This is a genomic window from Paraflavitalea sp. CAU 1676, assembly GCF_029223285.1.
Classification (GTDB): Bacteria; Bacteroidota; Bacteroidia; order Chitinophagales; family Chitinophagaceae; genus Paraflavitalea.
This window is the reverse complement of sequence record NZ_JARHUJ010000005.1, coordinates 698,941-717,464: the sequence shown is the minus strand read 5'-3', so window position 1 is coordinate 717,464 and position 18,524 is coordinate 698,941. Positions and strand designations below refer to the sequence as shown.

14 protein-coding genes are annotated in these 18,524 nt (G+C 50.7%); 6 read left to right on the top strand and 8 right to left on the bottom strand.

The genetic code is table 11. The features are described from left to right. Window positions 1-352: 352 nt before the first annotated feature. The 6 genes from P2H89_RS19325 to kaiC form a co-directional block, all read right to left on the bottom strand. Window positions 353-1,480 (bottom strand): AraC family transcriptional regulator, encoded by a 1,128-nt coding sequence (locus P2H89_RS19325; RefSeq protein ID WP_275829860.1) that lies wholly within the window; start codon window positions 1,478-1,480, stop codon window positions 353-355. 428 nt (window positions 1,481-1,908) lie between these two features. After that, window positions 1,909-3,486, bottom strand: a complete 1,578-nt coding sequence (locus tag P2H89_RS19320) for an arylsulfatase (protein ID WP_275829858.1) — start codon at window positions 3,484-3,486, stop codon at window positions 1,909-1,911. 197 nt (window positions 3,487-3,683) lie between these two features. Continuing rightward, window positions 3,684-4,973 carry an ATP-binding protein gene (locus tag P2H89_RS19315; RefSeq protein WP_275829857.1) on the bottom strand — a complete coding sequence of 430 codons (1,290 nt, stop codon included), beginning with the start codon at window positions 4,971-4,973 and terminating at the stop codon, window positions 3,684-3,686. 1 nt (window position 4,974) lies between these two features. After that, window positions 4,975-5,286, bottom strand: a complete 312-nt coding sequence (locus P2H89_RS19310; protein ID WP_275829855.1) for a circadian clock KaiB family protein — start codon at window positions 5,284-5,286, stop codon at window positions 4,975-4,977. A gap of 4 nt (window positions 5,287-5,290) precedes the next feature. After that, complete coding sequence (kaiB, locus tag P2H89_RS19305) at window positions 5,291-5,575, bottom strand: circadian clock protein KaiB (protein ID WP_345799370.1); 285 nt, start codon at window positions 5,573-5,575, stop codon at window positions 5,291-5,293. Between the two features lie 46 nt (window positions 5,576-5,621). Then, window positions 5,622-7,346 (bottom strand): circadian clock protein KaiC, encoded by a 1,725-nt coding sequence (gene kaiC / locus P2H89_RS19300; RefSeq protein ID WP_275829851.1) that lies wholly within the window; start codon window positions 7,344-7,346, stop codon window positions 5,622-5,624. A gap of 201 nt (window positions 7,347-7,547) precedes the next feature. On the opposite strand from kaiC, the gene P2H89_RS19295 reads away from it, so the two are divergent. After that, entirely contained in the window at window positions 7,548-7,997 is a 450-nt protein-coding gene (locus P2H89_RS19295; RefSeq protein ID WP_275829849.1) for a DUF417 family protein, read from the top strand. Between the two features lie 99 nt (window positions 7,998-8,096). After that, window positions 8,097-8,543, top strand: a complete 447-nt coding sequence (locus tag P2H89_RS19290) for a response regulator (protein WP_275829847.1) — start codon at window positions 8,097-8,099, stop codon at window positions 8,541-8,543. Window positions 8,544-8,886: 343 nt separating this feature from the next. Here P2H89_RS19290 and P2H89_RS19285 read toward each other — a convergent pair whose 3' ends face one another. Further along, window positions 8,887-9,243, bottom strand: a complete 357-nt coding sequence (locus P2H89_RS19285) for a hypothetical protein (protein ID WP_275829845.1) — start codon at window positions 9,241-9,243, stop codon at window positions 8,887-8,889. 416 nt (window positions 9,244-9,659) lie between these two features. On the opposite strand from P2H89_RS19285, the gene P2H89_RS19280 reads away from it, so the two are divergent. The 4 genes from P2H89_RS19280 (at window position 9,660) to P2H89_RS19265 (ending at window position 15,957) form a co-directional block, all read left to right on the top strand. Beyond that, complete coding sequence (locus P2H89_RS19280; RefSeq protein WP_275829843.1) at window positions 9,660-10,490, top strand: helix-turn-helix domain-containing protein; 831 nt, start codon at window positions 9,660-9,662, stop codon at window positions 10,488-10,490. 96 nt (window positions 10,491-10,586) lie between these two features. Next, window positions 10,587-12,029, top strand: a complete 1,443-nt coding sequence (locus tag P2H89_RS19275; RefSeq protein ID WP_275829841.1) for an alpha/beta hydrolase — start codon at window positions 10,587-10,589, stop codon at window positions 12,027-12,029. 83 nt (window positions 12,030-12,112) lie between these two features. Further along, window positions 12,113-15,514 (top strand): ATP-binding protein, encoded by a 3,402-nt coding sequence (locus P2H89_RS19270; protein WP_275829839.1) that lies wholly within the window; start codon window positions 12,113-12,115, stop codon window positions 15,512-15,514. A 14-nt stretch (window positions 15,515-15,528) separates the two neighbouring features. Beyond that, window positions 15,529-15,957, top strand: a complete 429-nt coding sequence (locus P2H89_RS19265; RefSeq protein ID WP_275829837.1) for a response regulator — start codon at window positions 15,529-15,531, stop codon at window positions 15,955-15,957. A gap of 86 nt (window positions 15,958-16,043) precedes the next feature. On the opposite strand, the gene P2H89_RS19260 is transcribed toward P2H89_RS19265, so the two are convergent. After that, on the bottom strand, window positions 16,044-18,449 hold the full coding sequence (locus P2H89_RS19260) for an outer membrane beta-barrel family protein (RefSeq protein WP_275829835.1): 2,406 nt from the start codon (window positions 18,447-18,449) through the stop codon (window positions 16,044-16,046). Window positions 18,450-18,524: the final 75 nt, after the last annotated feature.

The following is an 18,524-nucleotide window of genomic DNA, read 5'->3' as shown; positions in this document are numbered from 1 at the left end:
TCAGGCCTAAGCCCCTACCGAATAAAGACCTGCTGCCCTGGGCAGCAGGCCCCAATGCGGTATAACTGACCCAATCTTATTCCTGCATCATTAATTACCCTCCCGATAGTCCAGCGCCTTGCCGTATTTCGTGACAGCAAGATGCCCTGAACATGTTTGTTATGGGTTAAAAAAATAAAAGTGAACTCAGGAGTCCACTTTTATTCAGGTCGGCGATAGAACCGGTTGAAACCACCCTCTGTTTAACCAATTCACCGCCAACTGTTTGAAACCGCTGCAAAAATACAGGGGACATACATCAGCCACAATAGGTAACACTACTCATTTTTAGGATACTCTTCACGACCCACCTCTACCGTAAACTCGCCACGTATTCCGAAGGGGTAATACCCTTGAATTTCTTAAAGGCCGACGTAAATGAATTGCGGTTGTTGAAACCACACCGTTCCGAAATCCCTTTCATATTCAGGTTTGCCATTTTTCCGCCTTTTATCAACTCGATGCTGTAGTTGATCCGTTGCAGGTTGATGTAGTCATGAAAACTATGTCCTGCTACCTGGTTCAAAAAAGCAGAAGCCTGGTGAATGGTCATATGCAGATCATCGGCCAGTTGGGCCAATTTATAATCACTGTTCAAATACGGTTTACTATCCTGCATCAGCGCTTCCAGTATTCTCTTCGATTCGCTCCCCACTACGTCGCCGGCCACCCAGCGCATTTTTACCGGCACAGGCTCCTTGGGTTGGGAGAACCCATACAAGATCCTTGGACGCAGGAACAGGGTCATGCAAGCCAGCAGTGCAGCCGCAGCCGGCGGAATGCAGGTGCACCAAACATAGGCCACACTGGTCAGCATCGAAAAAATAACAATGGGAATGGGCAACAATTGCAGTACGGTAAGGGTAACCAGCCAATTGTACCAGTGTTGCTGCTGCGCTCTTTCTTTCCGGGGAAGTTGCACCAGTAAACGGATCTGTAAATAACCATAAAAGCACATCACCAGCACACGAAATACCACCTGGCCATTCGCCGGCAACAACCAACCCTGCCGAAAACTGTTCGAAACGGCGAGGTTTTGTATATCCGCCATGATCAGATCGTATTTAGTGGCGGCGCTCAATAAAAGAAAGGGGCTGAAATCAATAAGGAAAAAGACCAGCGGAATAAGGTGTATCAGATCGCGCCAGGAAAGAATAACGTGTTTCACCGCTACCCGAATGTATAAATAAGCGAGAGGAAGGGCCACCAACCAGGAGATATTACCCGTTCTGTAGAAATGGGGAAAGCTGAGGATATGATTAGTAAAAATGAGAAAAACCACCCAAAGCGTCCAACTGAAAGCGAGGAAATAGGCCCCCAATAAGAAGTTTACTTTATTAGGCGCCCTTGGCGCGAATAGCAACAGCAACGAGGCTGTAAACAAACATAGCACCAGGGATAACAATAGAAAAATGGCAGCAGGCGTATAGGTAACGTGCATAGAATGGTAATTGGAAATTCCCCACAATGTAATGACCGGGCAAAGGGAAGAGGCTGGGCCGCGAAGCCCTGGTTTTTAAAGGTGTAATTGCTATTGTAGAGAATGAGCCTTCAGCGGGTATCGAAAACGTTGGGATCGTTTCAAAATGTCCTGCTCATAACCTACGCAAGGTAATACATCGGAACCTTATTTAAAACAGTAAAAACACCCTCAGTGTTACAACAATATAAGTCCCGCATATTCCTATGGCTTTTACCATTGGCAACTCTGATGCCAGCGGCCAAATACAAAAGGCTGCCGTAAACCGGCAGCCTTTGCAAAGAATGTAGCTACTTATGGCGCTCATAGAACAGCATTACAGACTGCTCACTGCATGGTCTGCCATTGAGCATGATGCGATGCAGAAACGAGCCGGTAGGTAGTTGCAGCTAATTACGCGGTGCCGAGAGCGTCTCTAATTCCTGTAGCCTTTTCAATGCATCCTGCTGCCTTAGCAATCCATAACCGATACCACTCGGGTTTAGCGTACTACCTGCCTGATAAGGATATTTATCAAAGTCCTTGAAGAATTCCTTGATCTTTTGTTGCACGGGCACCAGGATCCACATATTCCTGGCCAGGAAATCAACTGCCCCTCCACCCTCTTCCAGCCCCCGCTCATACGGGTCCATACGGAGGTTGGCGATCAAGGCCCAGGCCGATACCTGACGGGTACCGGTGGCGATATTACCGTGTGAGGTAGCGAACGACAGCTTCCAGTCGTTCCAGCGGATGGCGTTGAGGTTGCCTCCCTGGTCGAAATAATAGATCGCATCGCGCGGTCCGGAGGTTTGTTTACCCTCGAAATAAGGCATGAAATTATAGCCATCAAGATGTACTTTAAAGGTCTTCCCATTGGTATTAAACCCTGTCAGCATCTTCTGTTTTACATCGCCGGCACCTGCCGCTGCACTGAGCGTAGGGAACCAATCAAGCAATGAAATGATCTCGTTCGATACTGTTCCAGGCTTTATCACACCGGGCCAGCGCACCATCATGGGGCAGCGGAAACCGCCTTCCCAAGTCGTGCCTTTTTCACCACGGAACATGGTCATCGCACCATCGGGCCACAAAGCCAGTTCTGCTCCATTATCAGTGGTGTACAGTACAATCGTATTGTCGGCAATCTTAAGGTCATCCAACAGTTTCAGCAACTCTCCTACCATGCCATCATGCTCCACCATACCGTCGGCATGGATACCCTTACCCGTTTTACCCAAAGACTCTTTTTTCAGGTGCGTAAAAACGTGCATCCGGGTACTGTTGAACCATACAAAGAATGGTTTATTGGCCTTGGCCTGCCGATCAATAAAACCTTTGGCAGCGGTGAGAAATTCTTCATCCACGCCGGGCATACGGGCTACATTGAGCGGGCCCGTATCTTCTATTTTACCATCCGCAGAAGAACGGATCACACCGCGGGGTCCGAACTGCTTCCTGAAATTGGCATCTTTGGGATAGAAATAGCCCTCGGGCTCTTCTTCCGCATTAAGGTGATAAAGGTTGCCGAAGAACTCGTCGAACCCGTGCTTGGTGGGTAAATGCTCATCCCGGTCGCCCAGGTGGTTTTTACCAAATTGGCCGGTAGCATATCCCTGCCCTTTCATCACATCGGCGATGGTGGGCATCCATGAGGTGATGCCATGGGGATCACCCGGCATACCAATAGTGAGCAGCCCTGTGCGGAAAGGCTCCTGCCCCAGGATAAAAGAAGCCCTGCCTGCCGTACAGCTGTTTTGCGAATAGGCATCGGTAAATAAACAACCTTCACGTGCAATACGATCGATATTCGGCGTCTTATAACCCATCAATCCTTGCGTATAAGCACTGATTTGGGGAACGCCTATATCGTCACCGAAGATCACCAGGATATTGGGTTTCTTTTGAGCAAACATTGTTGTACTTAGCAACAGGCAGGACAGAATAAAACCTACCCTGGCCCGGTGGGATGCATTGACAAGATTCATAAACTTTGATTTTAGCTTAGTCCATCAGGTAAATGTCCTATAGACACTGCTGCCTGCTGCAAACCGCCAAAGGATAGCTTAATTATCTTCATTGCCCCTTAATACAAAAACGTGCCGATTGATTTTTTTTAACGTGAGGAGGACCTTGACTGTGACAGGCTGGAATTGCCGGTTGAGGTCAACAACAACGGCCTGGTTCAGCGAAGATGTTTTACAGGGAGAATGATCTGGAATTCACTACCCTGACCCACCTTACTTTTAACATGGATGAGTCCATCATGCTTCTCTACGATCTTCTTGGTGATCGCCAGGCCAATGCCCGTACCATCGTATTTCTCCTTGGCATTGAGCCGTTCGAAAAGAGCGAATATAGTAGGAATGTATTTTTCTTCGAACCCGATCCCGTTGTCGGTCACACAGATCATGTAAAAAGGACCATCTGCCTGCGGAGCACTGTCAAACTTTTTCAAAGCCAGCCTTCGGCCGGTGATGGTTACTACCGGCGGCACACCCGGCCTGGAAAACTTCAGCGCATTCGACACCAGGTTCTGGATCATCTGCCGGATCTGCCCTCGATTGATCTCCAGTATCGCCAATGCCGAAAGCTCGATGCGTGCCTGCTTTTCCTGGATCACCAATTCAAAGTCTTCGAGCAGGTCTTTCACCAGCCTATTGAGATCAACCATCGAAAAACCGCCTTCGCTGCCCGCCAGGCGCGAATAGTTCAGCACATCCACGATCAGGGTTTTCATCCGGTCGGCAGAAGCAATGATCTTATCGAGGTAGTTTAGCTCACGGGCGCTCAGGTTCGATTTACCGCTGGTCTTGATCAGGTCGCTGAATAGCTGGATCTTTCGTAGTGGCTCCTGCAGATCGTGCGAAGCAACGGAAGCAAACTGCTGCAGATCATGATTACTGGCTTCCAGGGTTTTATTCAAGTGCTCCAGTTGCCGGTTGTTGTCTTCGAGTTGTTGCTGGGCCGCTTTTTGAAAACTAAGGTCAGTGAGAATAATGCTCATCGCTACACCATCCGCGAGTTCCAGCATATTCAATGACAACTGGATGGGTATCGTATAGTCCAGGCACAAGAGCGCTACTTCACCCTTGCAGTCATTGGACCAGGAGACCTCAAACAAGCCCAGGTAGTAGGGCCGCGATGCGGGCGCGATAAACTCCCTAAAAGGCAAACCAATTATCAGCGACAAAGGCTTGCACACCATGGCTGCAAATTGCGAGTTGGCATAAAGAATATTCCCCTGCCTGTTTAAAGTAACCGCCCCTTCGTTCATCTTCTCGATGAAAACTCGGTAGGCATGGTCGGCAGTATGAAGCGTATACAATTGGTGCTTGCCGCCGTTCTGAACTACCAGGGCATCCACCTGACCGGTACGGATGGCCTCGATGATCTCCTCCGCTTCCAGAAGTTGGCGACGGGTTTCCTCCAGCTCCTGCAGCAGCTCTTCAGTCGATTTTATTGAGTTGTTCATGTCATTCATTTAAGCCGAGCGCGTTCAGCACCCTTTCAGTCTCCGACAGGTCGCCGATCAGTTTCCTTTCCGGCAAAGGCATTTTCCTGATCAGGAGGGGCAGTGCAATGATCTGTTCCGATTGAGCTACGGCAGGCTGCTGGTACACATCAACGATCTCCAGCGAGTAGCGACCTGCCAGATGGGCTTCACAGATACGCTGCAAGTTGTTGATGGCACGAACAGAGTTAGGCGTGCTTCCCGTAACAAACAACCGGAATTTGTAAGCCGGTAACACCGACTCTTCCTTACCCTTCTGCACTCTTTTTTCCATGATGTTATTTTACAGGTTTAAGGTCCAGGCCCACCAACACTTTTTCTTCGTTCGAGAGATCGCCGATGATCTTACGCACCGGTACCGGTACCTTACGCACCAATGTAGGGATGGCCAGTATCTGGTCGCCCGCCGCCAACTGCGGATGTTTTAGCAGGTCAATGACTTCCAGCTCATATCGGCCTTCGAGATGGGTTTCACAATAACGCTTAAGATTAGCCAGCGCCGTTACCGATTTCGGCGTATTGCCCGCCACATAAAGCCGCAGCTGCCATCGATCGGGATTCATTTTGACAGCCTTCGTCACCGGAAATACCGGTTTCACTGGGGTTGATTTATTTCCTTTTGCCATGGCTGCTGTTTCTGGTATTCCTGGTTTTAGTGAGTTCATCACGGTTCTTCTCCATGATCTCGTTTTTCAGATCTTCCTCCACAAACGTCTTATTGAGTTCGTCCCGCACCGATTCAAATTCCTCTTTGAGAGTAGCGATCTTTGACTCGAGCACCATTCGCTTGCGTTCCACTTCACGGTCTTTACGGCTCTTGGCATAATGACGGAGTTCCAAACCGGTCACTTCACTCAACTGTTGCGCTTCGCGGGCCGACCCTATCAAAATACCGTCCGGCCCCAGGTACACATCGACCAACTCCAGGCCAGTGTCGTTGATCACGAACTCGCGCACCTGGTTGCTGTGCTTGGTACCCCGCGACTTCATAATGTAAATACCCCGGTTCCTTTCACCATTCGCTTCAATATCCCGAACCAGTAGCCAGGTGTCGACCAGCGAGGAAATACCTTCATCGGTTTGCACAGTGGCATCTTTGTCATAGACAAGCGCGGTAAAAAGCACCGTAATGCCTTCCCCCTGTAAAAAATCGATGAGGCGGATCAGCATGGACTTTACTTCCGACATCGACCCGATCGTTACCAGGTTGGTGATAGGATCGACGATGACCATACGCGGTTTAAATTTCTTCACTGCCCGGTGTATTGCCACCAGGTGCATTTCCAGGCCGTGAAGCGTAGGTCGAAGAGAATGTATCTCCAGCAGGCCGGCATCCATATGACGCTTGAGATCGATACCGATCGACCCCATATTGCGAACGATCTGCTTTGGTGATTCTTCAAACGCGAAATACAAACAACGCTCCCGGCGGTTGCAGGAAGCCTCGGCGAAATAGGCGGCAATGCTCGTTTTGCCGGTACCGGCGGTACCGCTCACCAGGCACGAACTTCCGCGGAACAGGCCGTTTCCGGAAAACATACTATCTAAAGAAAGGATACCGGTAGAGATACGTTGCGACGATACGGCATTGTCCAGGCCCAGTGAAGTAACGGGCAGCACCGAGATGCCTTCTTCATCGATCAGGAAGGGATATTCGTTGGTGCCGTGCAGCGACCCGCGGTATTTGACCACCCGTAGTAACCGCGTGGAGATCTGATTGGTAACCCGGTGCTCGAGCAGGATCACGCAGTCGGACACATATTCTTCCAGGCCCTGCCGCGTGAAAGTGCCCTGGCCTCTTTCGCCGGTAATGATGGTCGTTACGCCCTTGTTCTTAAGCCAACCGAACAGTCGCCGCAACTCGGCCCTTAGGATTCCTTCGTTTGAAAGGCCACCAAAGAGATTCTCGATGGTGTCGAGCATGACCCTTTTGGCGCCGATGCTGTCGATGGCATGACCGATCCTGATAAACAGGCCATCCAGATCATATTCGCCGGTCTCTTCAATTTCACTGCGGTCGATATGCACATGATCGATCCACAACATGTTGTCTTTTTGTAATTTCTTGAGATCAAAACCAAGGGAAGCCACATTTTTCTCCAGGTCGGCAGCCTGCTCCTCAAATATTACGATCACACCGGGTTCTTTGAACTCAATGGCGCCACGAACAATAAACTCGATGGAGAACAACGTTTTCCCCGCACCGGCTTCGCCGCAGATCAGGGAAGGCCGGCCGGCCGGCAAACCACCACCGGTAATTTCATCAAAGCCCGAAATGCCGGTAGGCTTTTTCTCGAGGGGTTGTAAATTGCTTTTTCTCGCAGAACGGGACATGCAAGTATTATTTAATTGATTGTAGGAATTTAGGAGGGCTTTGCGGGCCCCACCCTTTAGCAGTATATAAAAACTGGCCAACCCGTTTTCGATACAAGGAGTGTGTAATTGACTACCCATTTTGGGGATCAACTAAACCCAGCAGCCCTCCAAACGACACGAGTAAAGATGTATCTTGCGCTGATAATCAATCCCATTTAAATGAGATTCAACCAGGTACTTCCACAAGCCTTTCTTCGACTTGCATTGGGCGTAGGTTTCATCTCCCCCAGCCTGGACAGGCTAGGCGGCTGGGGACCATATGGAACACCGGGAGTAGCCTGGGGCGACTGGCAGCACTTCTCTGCCTATGCCCACCAACTAATGTATTTCCTGCCCGATGGTATGGCTGAAGTATTCGCCATCCTGGCAACCATATTGGAACTGTTGCTTGGTGTGTTATTAATTATCGGTCTATGGACCAAATGGGCAGCATTAAGCAGCGGAGTGCTCGCATTGACCTTCGCTATCTGCATGACGCTGGCCTTTGGCATCCGCGCCCCGCTCGACTATTCCGTGTTTGCGGTAAGCGCGGCTGGCTTCTTCCTCTCAACAATTACAAACTATCCCTGGAGTATAGATAACGCCATAGCTAAACGGACTCGCCAATAAGAGCAATTCTTGCACATCTTACTTGAGCGCAACACGACGGATCGCTTTGCCCGATTCAGGCCCGCACCGTATCTTTGCACCGACCCCCTACCAATAAAAATGCCCTACTCAAAGTACTTTATCATGCTGGCGGATGATGATCCGGATGATCGTCTGTTGTTCCAACAGGCCCTCGAAGACCTGTCCATCGAACAGCACCCCCTCACCTTCCCCAATGGCAAAGACCTCATAGACTATCTGCACAAGGCCATCGTATTGCCCGATCTCCTTTTCCTCGACATCAATATGCCGCTGAAGAACGGGCTCGAAACCCTCAATGAGATCAAGACCGACAAAACACTGCAAAACGTGCCCATCGTCATGTTCTCCACCACCATAAACCCCAACTTTGTACAAAGCGCCTACCTGGCCGGTGCCAATCTGTACGCCGCTAAGCCATCCAGCTATACCCAACTCGTTACCCTGCTCCGCAGGATACTCGAGCTCGATGCAGGCGGCCTACTGATCAAAAGATCGTTGGACCGTTTCCTGTTCGAGACCAATTAAAAAGGACCTTGGCGAACACTATCACCACACCTGGCCGGCGCTTCACCTCGAATGACCCACAAAAAAAAAGCCCCCGTTTCCGGGAGCCTTTTAAGCACGAACCTATAACCTTAAGATTTTACACACTTGCTCTTGTCGCAGCAGGGTTTGCCAGGCTTGGAGCAATGTTTCTTGCAACATTTTTCGGTTTTAGCCTTGCCCGTTATTGGCTTGTCACCATTGGCAAAAGTCACCGCATTTGTCAATAAAAGGCCAGTAGCCGCCAATAAAAATAGCTTCTTCATATCGTTCGATTAAATTGATAATAATGAGGTTAAAATAAAAAGGAAAATCCGGCACGGATCTAACAGGCATCCGGTGGCTTCCAGCTTACCCGGTAATAAGTATAGAAATAGTGAGAAGAATAATAAGGATAGATCCTGACAACAACACGGCATTCAACACCACCACCGTTCGCACCACCCAAAGGAATTACATGACTCAGCGGACTGCTGAGGCAACAATTCGTTTTACAGCAAGCCTCCTGTGTTGGCTTGGAACAGGGAGCTTCTGTCACCCTGCTTCGGCAACAGGCTGGCTTGCGCTTTACCTCAAGGACATGCACGTGCGCAGGAGCGGCAGGCAGCATCAACGGAATCAACACCAGTTCCAGTACATACACCAGCAAACAAACAAATAATATGGAAGCTTTGAATCGCAAATCAACTGTTCTATGCCAGCAAACCTACAGCCCACCGGTCACTATACCAATCCAACTACACTAAACGGTAGCAAATATTGTGTATAGTGCAGCAAAAAGCCAATAACCCGTATCTGTCACACCTACCTTTCCCCAATATTTAGTACCCTGGGATATCCGGCCCCGTTTCCCCCTCCTGCCCGCCCACCCCGTTCCCCGCGTACCCTTTAAACTTAGTTTAACAGAAAAAATTTGGAACCCGCATAGCCATGATCGTATCTTTAATACGCAACGGCGCCGCTACTCACCTTTCCTTTTTAACTCATTTTCCCATAGCCAGTTTCCATCTTGTTCAATTTTGGTGTTTTCCATTTGGTTAAGTGCTCTGATAGTAGTTTTTACTTGCAACATCTGCGAAATCCATGCATCTTTACAGCATGGTGGAGATACTTGATGATATCCGGAAACTTTACCGTTTCGCACAGCCATGCCCCGTGCTGCACCCCTTTGTAGAATTCTATTCGGAAACCTCTCCCGAAGCCATGCAGCAATACGTGGGCGACGCTCCCTTTACCGTCAAAATGTTCCCCAGTTACACCCCCACCATCTGGATCAACCTCGGCGCACCCTACCAGCTCAGGCACGGCAACGACCTGCAGCAGGTAGACCGGCAAACCGATGTACTCGTACTGCGCAGTGGTATTGTGGAACGATGCAACCTGCCCTCCGACAATATCTTCACCATCAAATTTAACCCCGGCGGTTTTGAAGCGATCTTCGGCACATCGCAAACTACCATAGGCCATGAGATCGTATCCGTAACACAATTGATCCCGGCACCGCTCCTGCGCAAACTTAAGCGGCCGGCAGACTTCAACACCCGCCTCCAGCTCGTGGAGCAACACCTCCTCGATCAATACACCCGCCATCGCACGCTGGCCCATCCACTGTCATTTGTTCGCCAGGCCATCGACCAGTTTTCAGCCTCCGGTATGCAACTCAATAATCAACAACTGGCCAGTCACCTGCACCTCACCGAAAAAACATTCTACCGGTACTTCACCGATGCCATCGGAGTGGGTCCCAAACAATTCTTTGCCACCCTCCGTGCCCGCAACGCCCTCACCGCCTGGATCAGCCAACGCACCAGCTTCGATCATACAGCCTTTGGCTATTATGACCAGAGCCACTTTTACAGGGACGTCGAAAATTTTACTGGCACCAGGTTCAGCAACATCAGCAACAAACCCGCGGCACAACAACCATAGCGGGCAACAGCCCCCTCCTCACCCAATCTGGAGTTTGTCCGTTTTTTACTATTCCCCGCAAGCCCGCGCGCCTTAATTTGCGTCAAAGTTTCAGTCATGAAAACATCCCCTATACTCATAGCCCTTTTGCTGATAGGCACCGTAGCCACACAGGCACAAGGATACAAACCCATCATTGAAGCTACTCCCTCCCGGGTGAAGATCGCGCCCGGCCTCCTTGCCCGTTCCGGTTACCTCGTTGTACCGGAAAACCGCCAAAAGCCGAAGGGCCGCACCATCAAAATACCCTTCCTCTTTGTACGTCAGCCACAACAGGATTCCGTAAAGAACATATCCCTGTTTACCACCGGCGGCCCCGGCTACTCTACGATCGCCAACTTCGACAGTATCCGCTACAACTCCGATTGGTTCAAATTTGGCGGCGTGATCTTCTTCGACCAGCGGGGCACCCAACTCGCCCAACCCTGCCTCGATTGTCCCGAAGTGCCTGCCGCCCACCAGCGCGCTTACCGCGAAAACCTCGCGGCCGATAGCCTCGAAGCCCTTGCGGTAACCCAATGCCGCAAGCGACTCAGCGCCCAGGGCATCGACCTTTCGGCCTATACCACCATCGAAAGTGCCGCCGACATCAACGATCTGCGCAAAGCGCTGGGACTCGATTCCCTCACACTTAGTGGCATCTCTTATAGCTGTGGACTCATGCTGACCGTGGCCCGCAACCATCCGGAAGCTGTTCGCATGCTGCTGCTCAACTCGCCGCTGCCCGGCTACGTCAATTATGAAGAACATGCGCTGTTCAATTTCAACGAAGGCATCAACCAGGTATTCACGAATACCGAAACCGATTCCACACACGATAACCGTTACGCCAACCTCCGCCAGCGCTTTCAGCAATACTTTACCGGCATTACCGGCAAACGATACGCCATCCGGTATGCACCTGCAGGTGCCGCCGATAGCTTCACCACTTATTACACCAAGGCCGAACTGATCGATGCCATCACCGACCGCATCAACAACTGGCAACTGAAAACGGTGCCCGCCGCCATGGTCGACATCATAAACGGTCATCATACAACCTACGTCCGCGAACAACTCGATAATGTATTTAACAGTAACAACAACCTGTCCGAAGGCATGCGCTACAGCATCTACTGCAGTGAACAAATAGCTTACGCCAGTCAGCAGCTTATAGAACTACAAAGCAGCATACTACCCTGGTTTGCCGGCGTTCCATTCAACAATGTCGATCACCGCATCTGCGATTGCTGGAAAGTAAAACCAGAACCACCTGTTGCCAAAACACCCGTTTACTCCAACGTACCGGCACTCATTGTGGCAGGCGATGCAGACCCCTGGTGCCGCCCCTTTTACAACCGCACCATACAGCGAACCATGCCTTATGCACAGGTAATGATCGTGCACAACAACACACACGGAGCTCGCTATTTCGTAAACGGGGTCGACTTCCTCGAAATGTTTATAAAAGCGCCGTACAGCAAACTAAAATCTGCCATCAAAGAGGTAACCATTGAATAGGCAAACCGGGATGCAGCCCACACACATACCGGAGAACACTACTATGACCGCCCTGGCGCAATGATTGTATAGAACTCAATCATATGCACCAGACCCTTATGTCCAACACATTGCCCGAATTCCTGGCCGGCGGCGGCGAAATGGGAGAACGTATCCGTGCATACAACTGGAACGACACCCCACTAGGCCCCGTAGAAACCTGGCCACAGAGTCTTAGAACCTGCGTCCGCATTATGCTAACCTCCCGCCAACCCATGTGGATCGGCTGGGGGACCGAGCTTACCAAACTTTACAACGACGCCTACCTGGATATAGTCCGGGGAAAACATCCCTGGGCGCTGGGAGCTCCCGCTGCCCAGGTCTGGAAAGACATTTGGGACCTTGCCGGCCCCCTGGCCCGCAAAGCCATGGAGCAGAACGAGGGCTCTTACATGGAGTCTCAGCTGCTGATCATGGAGCGCAACGGCTATCCCGAAGAAACCTATTACACTTACTCCTACACCCCTATTCCCGGCGATGATGGCCGCACGGCAGGCATCTTTTGCGCAAATACCGACGACACGGAGCGCATCATCGGCGACCGCCAGTTAAAGACATTGGCCGAACTGGGCGCTAACCTCACCGACTGCGCCAGCAACGATGAAGTGATCAGGCAAACCATTTCCACCCTCGCCCGAAATCCGCAGGACATTACCAGCATGTTGTTCTATTCCATAACACGCGATAAAGCCTTACTTACCCATAGCACGCCCCTCGGCTCCGCAAAAGATACCGTTCCGCACACGATTGAATTAGCTTCGGGTAATAATCTCCCCACTTTAATAAGGGAGGCAATTGCCACCCGCAAACTGCAGGTACTCGAACAGCCCCACGCAGTCTTCGGCCCATTGCCCGCCGGCGCCTGGAAAACAGCCTCTTCTAAAGCCATCCTGCTACCCATCATCCAGGCAGGTGCGGCTGAGCCTTACGGCATCATCGTCCTCGGACAAAATCCCCATCGGCTGCTCGATGCAAAATATCGATCCTTCTTAAACCTTATCGCCGACCAGGTAGCAACCAGCTTTGCCAACCTGCATGCCCTGGAAGAAGAGCGCAAAAGGGCAGCCGCACTGGCCGAGATCGATCGGGCCAAAACGATCTTTTTCTCCAACATCAGTCATGAGTTTCGCACACCACTTACCCTTTTACTGGGGCCGATAGAGGAAGCATTGCTTGACTCTGGCTTGTCCGACGAACAAAGACGACGGGTTGAACTGGCCCATCGCAACGCCTTGCGCATGCAGAAACTCGTCAACACCCTGCTCGAGTTCTCGCGCATCGAAGCCGGTCGCCTGGAAGGCAAATTCACCCAGGTAGATATCAGCCGCTTCACAGCCGAACTGGCCGGCGTGTTTCGCGCAGCCATCGAAAAAGCGGGGCTCCAACTCGAAGTACGGATCCAACCAATTGCTGGCGAGGTGTTCGTCGATATCGAAATGTGGGAAAGGATCATCCTTAACCTCATATCAAATGCCTTTAAATACAGCGATAAAGGGAAAATACTGGTAGAAATAAAGCAACACGACAATGAAGTACATATTTCCATAACCGATGAAGGGATCGGCATTGGCGCACACGAATTAGATAAGATATTCGATCGCTTTTACCGGGTAGAAGAATCAGCGGGCCGCAGCCAGGAAGGCACCGGTATTGGCCTCTCGATGGTGAAAGAACTTATACGCATTCATCATGGCAACATAACGGTGAACAGCGAAAAGGGAAAGGGTTCCACTTTTTCAATAACCATCCCCATGGGGAAAGACCACCTCGATGCCGCAAAGATCGTTGCACCGCCTGCCGAACTGGTGCTGCGCAATACGGCTGCCTTCGTGGAAGAAGCCAATAAATGGATCGACACAGGGTTCAGCGCCCCCCATCTGCAAGCACCAGGAGAGCTCCCTGCAGCCCTCTCTAACGGAAAACCAACCGTACTGCTTGCAGACGACAATGCAGACATGCGCGAGTATGTACAACGCCTGCTCGCCGATCAATTCAACGTCATAACGGCTATCGATGGCGAAGACGCCTACCAGAAAATGATCACTCATCAGCCACAATTGCTGTTATCAGATATCATGATGCCCAGGCTCGATGGGCTTGCCCTGCTCGAAAAGTTGCGCGACCATCATGCCACCCGGCATATACCCGTCATATTGCTGTCGGCCCGCGCCGGAGAAGAGGCCAGGATAGAAGGCATACAAACTGGCGCCGACGATTACCTGGTAAAACCCTTTTCGGCCAAAGAGGTAGTAGCCAAAGTAAAAGCACACATCAACATGGCCGAAAACCGGCGTCAAACAGAATCCCTGCTTCGCAATTTCTTTATGCAGGCGCCTGCCGCCATTGCCATCCTCCAACCGCCTTCATTTGCTTATACCCTTGCCAATCCGCATTTCCAGCAGTTGTTTGGTCACACTGAAGAACAGCTGATCGGTAAACGCATCGCCGAGGTATGCGAACCGGACAGCGCCAACTTGTTCAGCAACTACCTTACCCAGGCCTATGTAACCGGCGAACCCGTACTCACGGCCGAATTCCCCGCCACCATCCACAAAAACGGACAATCCCGCCAGGGATACTTCGACATCGTCATACATCCCATCACCGGCAGCCATGGCGCCATCACCGACATCATGCTGCACGCCTATGAAGTCACCGCCAAGGTAGAAGCCAGGCGAAAAATGGAAGAGAACACGGAAAAACTCGAACAGGCGGTACAACAACGCACCAAAGAATTGCAACGGTCCAACGACGACCTGCTTCAGTTTGCACATGTGGCCAGCCACGACCTGAAAGAACCGGTACGCAAGATCAAGACTTATGGAAGACGAATGCAGGACGAATACAACAACTTCTTACCGGATAATGGACAAACATGGCTCAACAAGATACTGGTGGCCACCGACCGCATGATGGCCGTGATAGAAGGCATACTCAGCTATTCGGCAGTGAGCGCTGCTGAACAGCCCTGGCAATCAATCGACCTCAACCAAACCATCCACCACATCGAAACAGACCTCGAGCTCATGATCCAACAAAAGGGCGCCACCATTCAGGTCGATGTACTGCCCGCCATTGATGGCATACCTATACTCATGCACCAGCTGTTCTACAACATTCTGCAAAACGCCTTGAAGTTTGCCAAAGAAACCGAAGCGCCAGCTATCCACATAAGCTCTACCACATTTACAAACGACGTGGGTATACCCCATGCTCAAATAGGTATACGCGACAACGGGATCGGTTTTGACGAGCAGTATGCCAATCGTATATTTGAAACGTTCGCGCGTCTCCACCAAACCGCACGGTACGAAGGTACCGGGCTTGGCCTTGCACTCTGCAAGAAAATAGTGGAACGCCACGGTGGTACCATCACCGCAAAAGGCACGAAGAACGAAGGCGCAGAATTTTCCATAATATTGCCCATCACCAAACCAGGACCTTAAACCTTTCGCATAGTATGTACAAGACCATACTGCTGGTAGACGACGATGCTGACGACACCGAACTCTTCCTCGAAGCCATTGGGGATATCGATGCCGGCATCACCTGCTACAACGCAGCCAACGGAGAAGAAGCCCTCCAAAAGCTGCAGCAAGCTGCCAGCACAAAACCCGACATCATCTTTCTCGACATCAACATGCCCGGCATGAACGGCTGGCAATGCCTTGCCGAGCTCAAAGCCAGCAATCTATTCCGGCAAATACCCGTCATCATCTATTCAACCTCTTCCGCACAACGCGACCGCAACATCGCCGCCGGACTGGGCGCCCTCGGCTTTTTGACCAAACCCGCCGACTACAACGAATTGACAAAGACGCTCCGGATGCTCACCCTGCAAAACAGCGAAAGGGAGCTACAACAGAGTATTGAACAACTTAGTACCTGATCGCTAACCATACAACTATCGCCAGGCATCAACAAGAAGGCGCCCCTTTCGGTGGCGCCCCCGCGTTTCTATAGCCTCACGTTATATCAAAATTTATAAGAGTACCCAATTCTGAAAACCTGCGTTTCATAGTAATCTGTACTGATATAACGAAACCCATTTCCATTGATCTCCTTTTTTAAACGGAGCGTATTGGCCACATCCGTAGCATTCAGGAACAGTTCACCCTTACCTTGCTGCACGGCTTTCTTGATGCCCATGTCGATCGAAAACCGGCTGAATACTTTACCCTGCGGTACCAGGTCCGGCGCCTGGTAAATAGCACTGATCTGTGCCTCCCATTGTCTGGATAAGTGGAACAAACCGTTCAGCTTCACGTTACCAGAAACAATATCTTCCCTCTCTGCGGAATACACATTCTCTGCAGGATACTTATTAACCACCGTAAAAGCATTGATAACATTTTGATAGCCGTTTAGCTGAAGGTTGAATTGTGCCCATTTGCCCGCCGCCTGCGACAGCATCAGCTCAACACCCGAAGTACTGCTTTTGCCGGCATTCTGGAAAATAGCATAGATCAGGTTGCTGCCCGGTACCATGCTGGCAATACGGGTAATGGTACCATCCATCCATTTATGATAGACCGAGCTAAACAGGTAACCGCGGTTCCAGCTACTCTTGAATCCCAGTTCGAGACTATTCGTAAACTGCGGACGAAGTCCCGGGTTACCCACCTTGATGATCTCCGCATCATCATACTTGGGGAAAATGCGGATATCCACTTCATTGGGACGATCAACCCGACGGTTGTAAAACAGCGATAGCTTATGAATATCATCGAACTTATACGCCAGTCTTATACTGGGAAAAGGTTGAATGTAATGATACGCCTCACTTTTATAGGTAGGGTGCGTGGGGTTCACATCATACTCCAGCCGCACGTATTCCATACGCAACCCGGCCTCTACTTCCAGATGCTCTGACTCGTAAACATAATTACCGTATAAAGCCGGGATGGTCTCACCATAATCTGCCCAGCCGCCCGCCAAAGAGTCGAGTGGCGAATGCTCCCCCGGCTTGAACTGCATATTGACAGGAATAAAGCGACGGCGGAACTTCAGTCCGGTCTCAAAACGGCCATGCTTTAACGGTTGAATATAATCGACAGCAAGGTCGGCAACATGCTCATCCGAGATCAGTTTAAAGGAATCCAGACCCGTGAAGGAAGGCATCACATTCGTAAAGAAGTATTTTTCATCTTCGCGGTGAAAGGTATAATTGAACGCCGCATTCAATACCCTGCCAGGTTGTTTGAACTTATGCTGCCAACTCACAGCAGCCATTACCGTCGTCTTTAATTCATCTTCCAGGAACTGCCACAACCGGTAGCGCTTCGAAAGGCCCGCATTGAAGAAAGGCTCATCACCATGGTCGAGTATCTTCTCGCTACCAAAGAGTCCCGACAAGGTGATCGTATTATTGGGATCCTTGAACCAATCCACGCCGGTGCGCAAGGTGAGAAAATTGGTGCTGCGGTTGCGCTTGGTTTGTTGCCGCACCGTATCTCCGTTGTCATAGAAACGATCTACAAATTCATTCTTGTTAAGCGTTTTGGTATAAAGGTCATCACCCTGAAAAAAGAAGTTCAACTTATTCTTGCGGTAATTGAGCGATACGGATGGATTGATCTTGGGAGTGGCAGCATACTGTGGCCGGATGCTGGGCAGGTTCTCCTGCTTGATCCAAAGAGCGCCCAACCCACCGGTAAGTCCAACCTTGCCGTTAAAGCCTTCTTTCTTCTCTTTCTTATAGATGATGTTAATGATACCAGCCTGCCCGTTCGCATCATATCTCGAGGAGGGATTATTGATGATCTCAATTTTATCGATAGCCGAAGCTGGAATATTATCGAGGCCCGTCTGCGCCCCAAAACCCGTCAGTGCCGTTTGTTTGCCATCTACCAGTATCATCACCTTATCGCTGCCCCGCAATTGAACTTTTCCATCCTGGCCGGTAGTGATGCCGGGCAGGTTCTTCAAAGCCTCCAGCACCGAGCCGCCCGACGCACTGGTGTTTTGCGCCACGGCAAACGTCTTCTTGTCCATACGCTCCGATACTGCCTCTACACCAGCCCTAACCGTTACCGAATCAAGCACACCTTGTGCAGCGCTAAGGTCAATATTTCCGAGATCGATGAAATTGCTGAGCTGACCGATAAGCACCGGCTTGCTTACTGCGGCATAACTAATATGCGAACACTGCAACAGGTATTGACCGCTCTTCACATCCGGCAAACTAAACCGGCCGTCCTCAGCAGAGATGGTGCCCGCCACAAAAAGACTGTCGCTGGCAGTTGACAGCCTGATATTCACAAAAGCAAGCGGGGTTTTACGCTGAGCATCCCGCACCACACCCGACAGGGTGACTTTCACGGACTGCCCCTGGGAAACTGAAACGACCAGCAAAATGGCGAGGGTCAAAAGAAGACGCATCGGGATTATCATACCGCATAGGTAAAGCACGAATTTGAAGAAAATCTAAACACCGCAGCCAGCCACAACATTTCC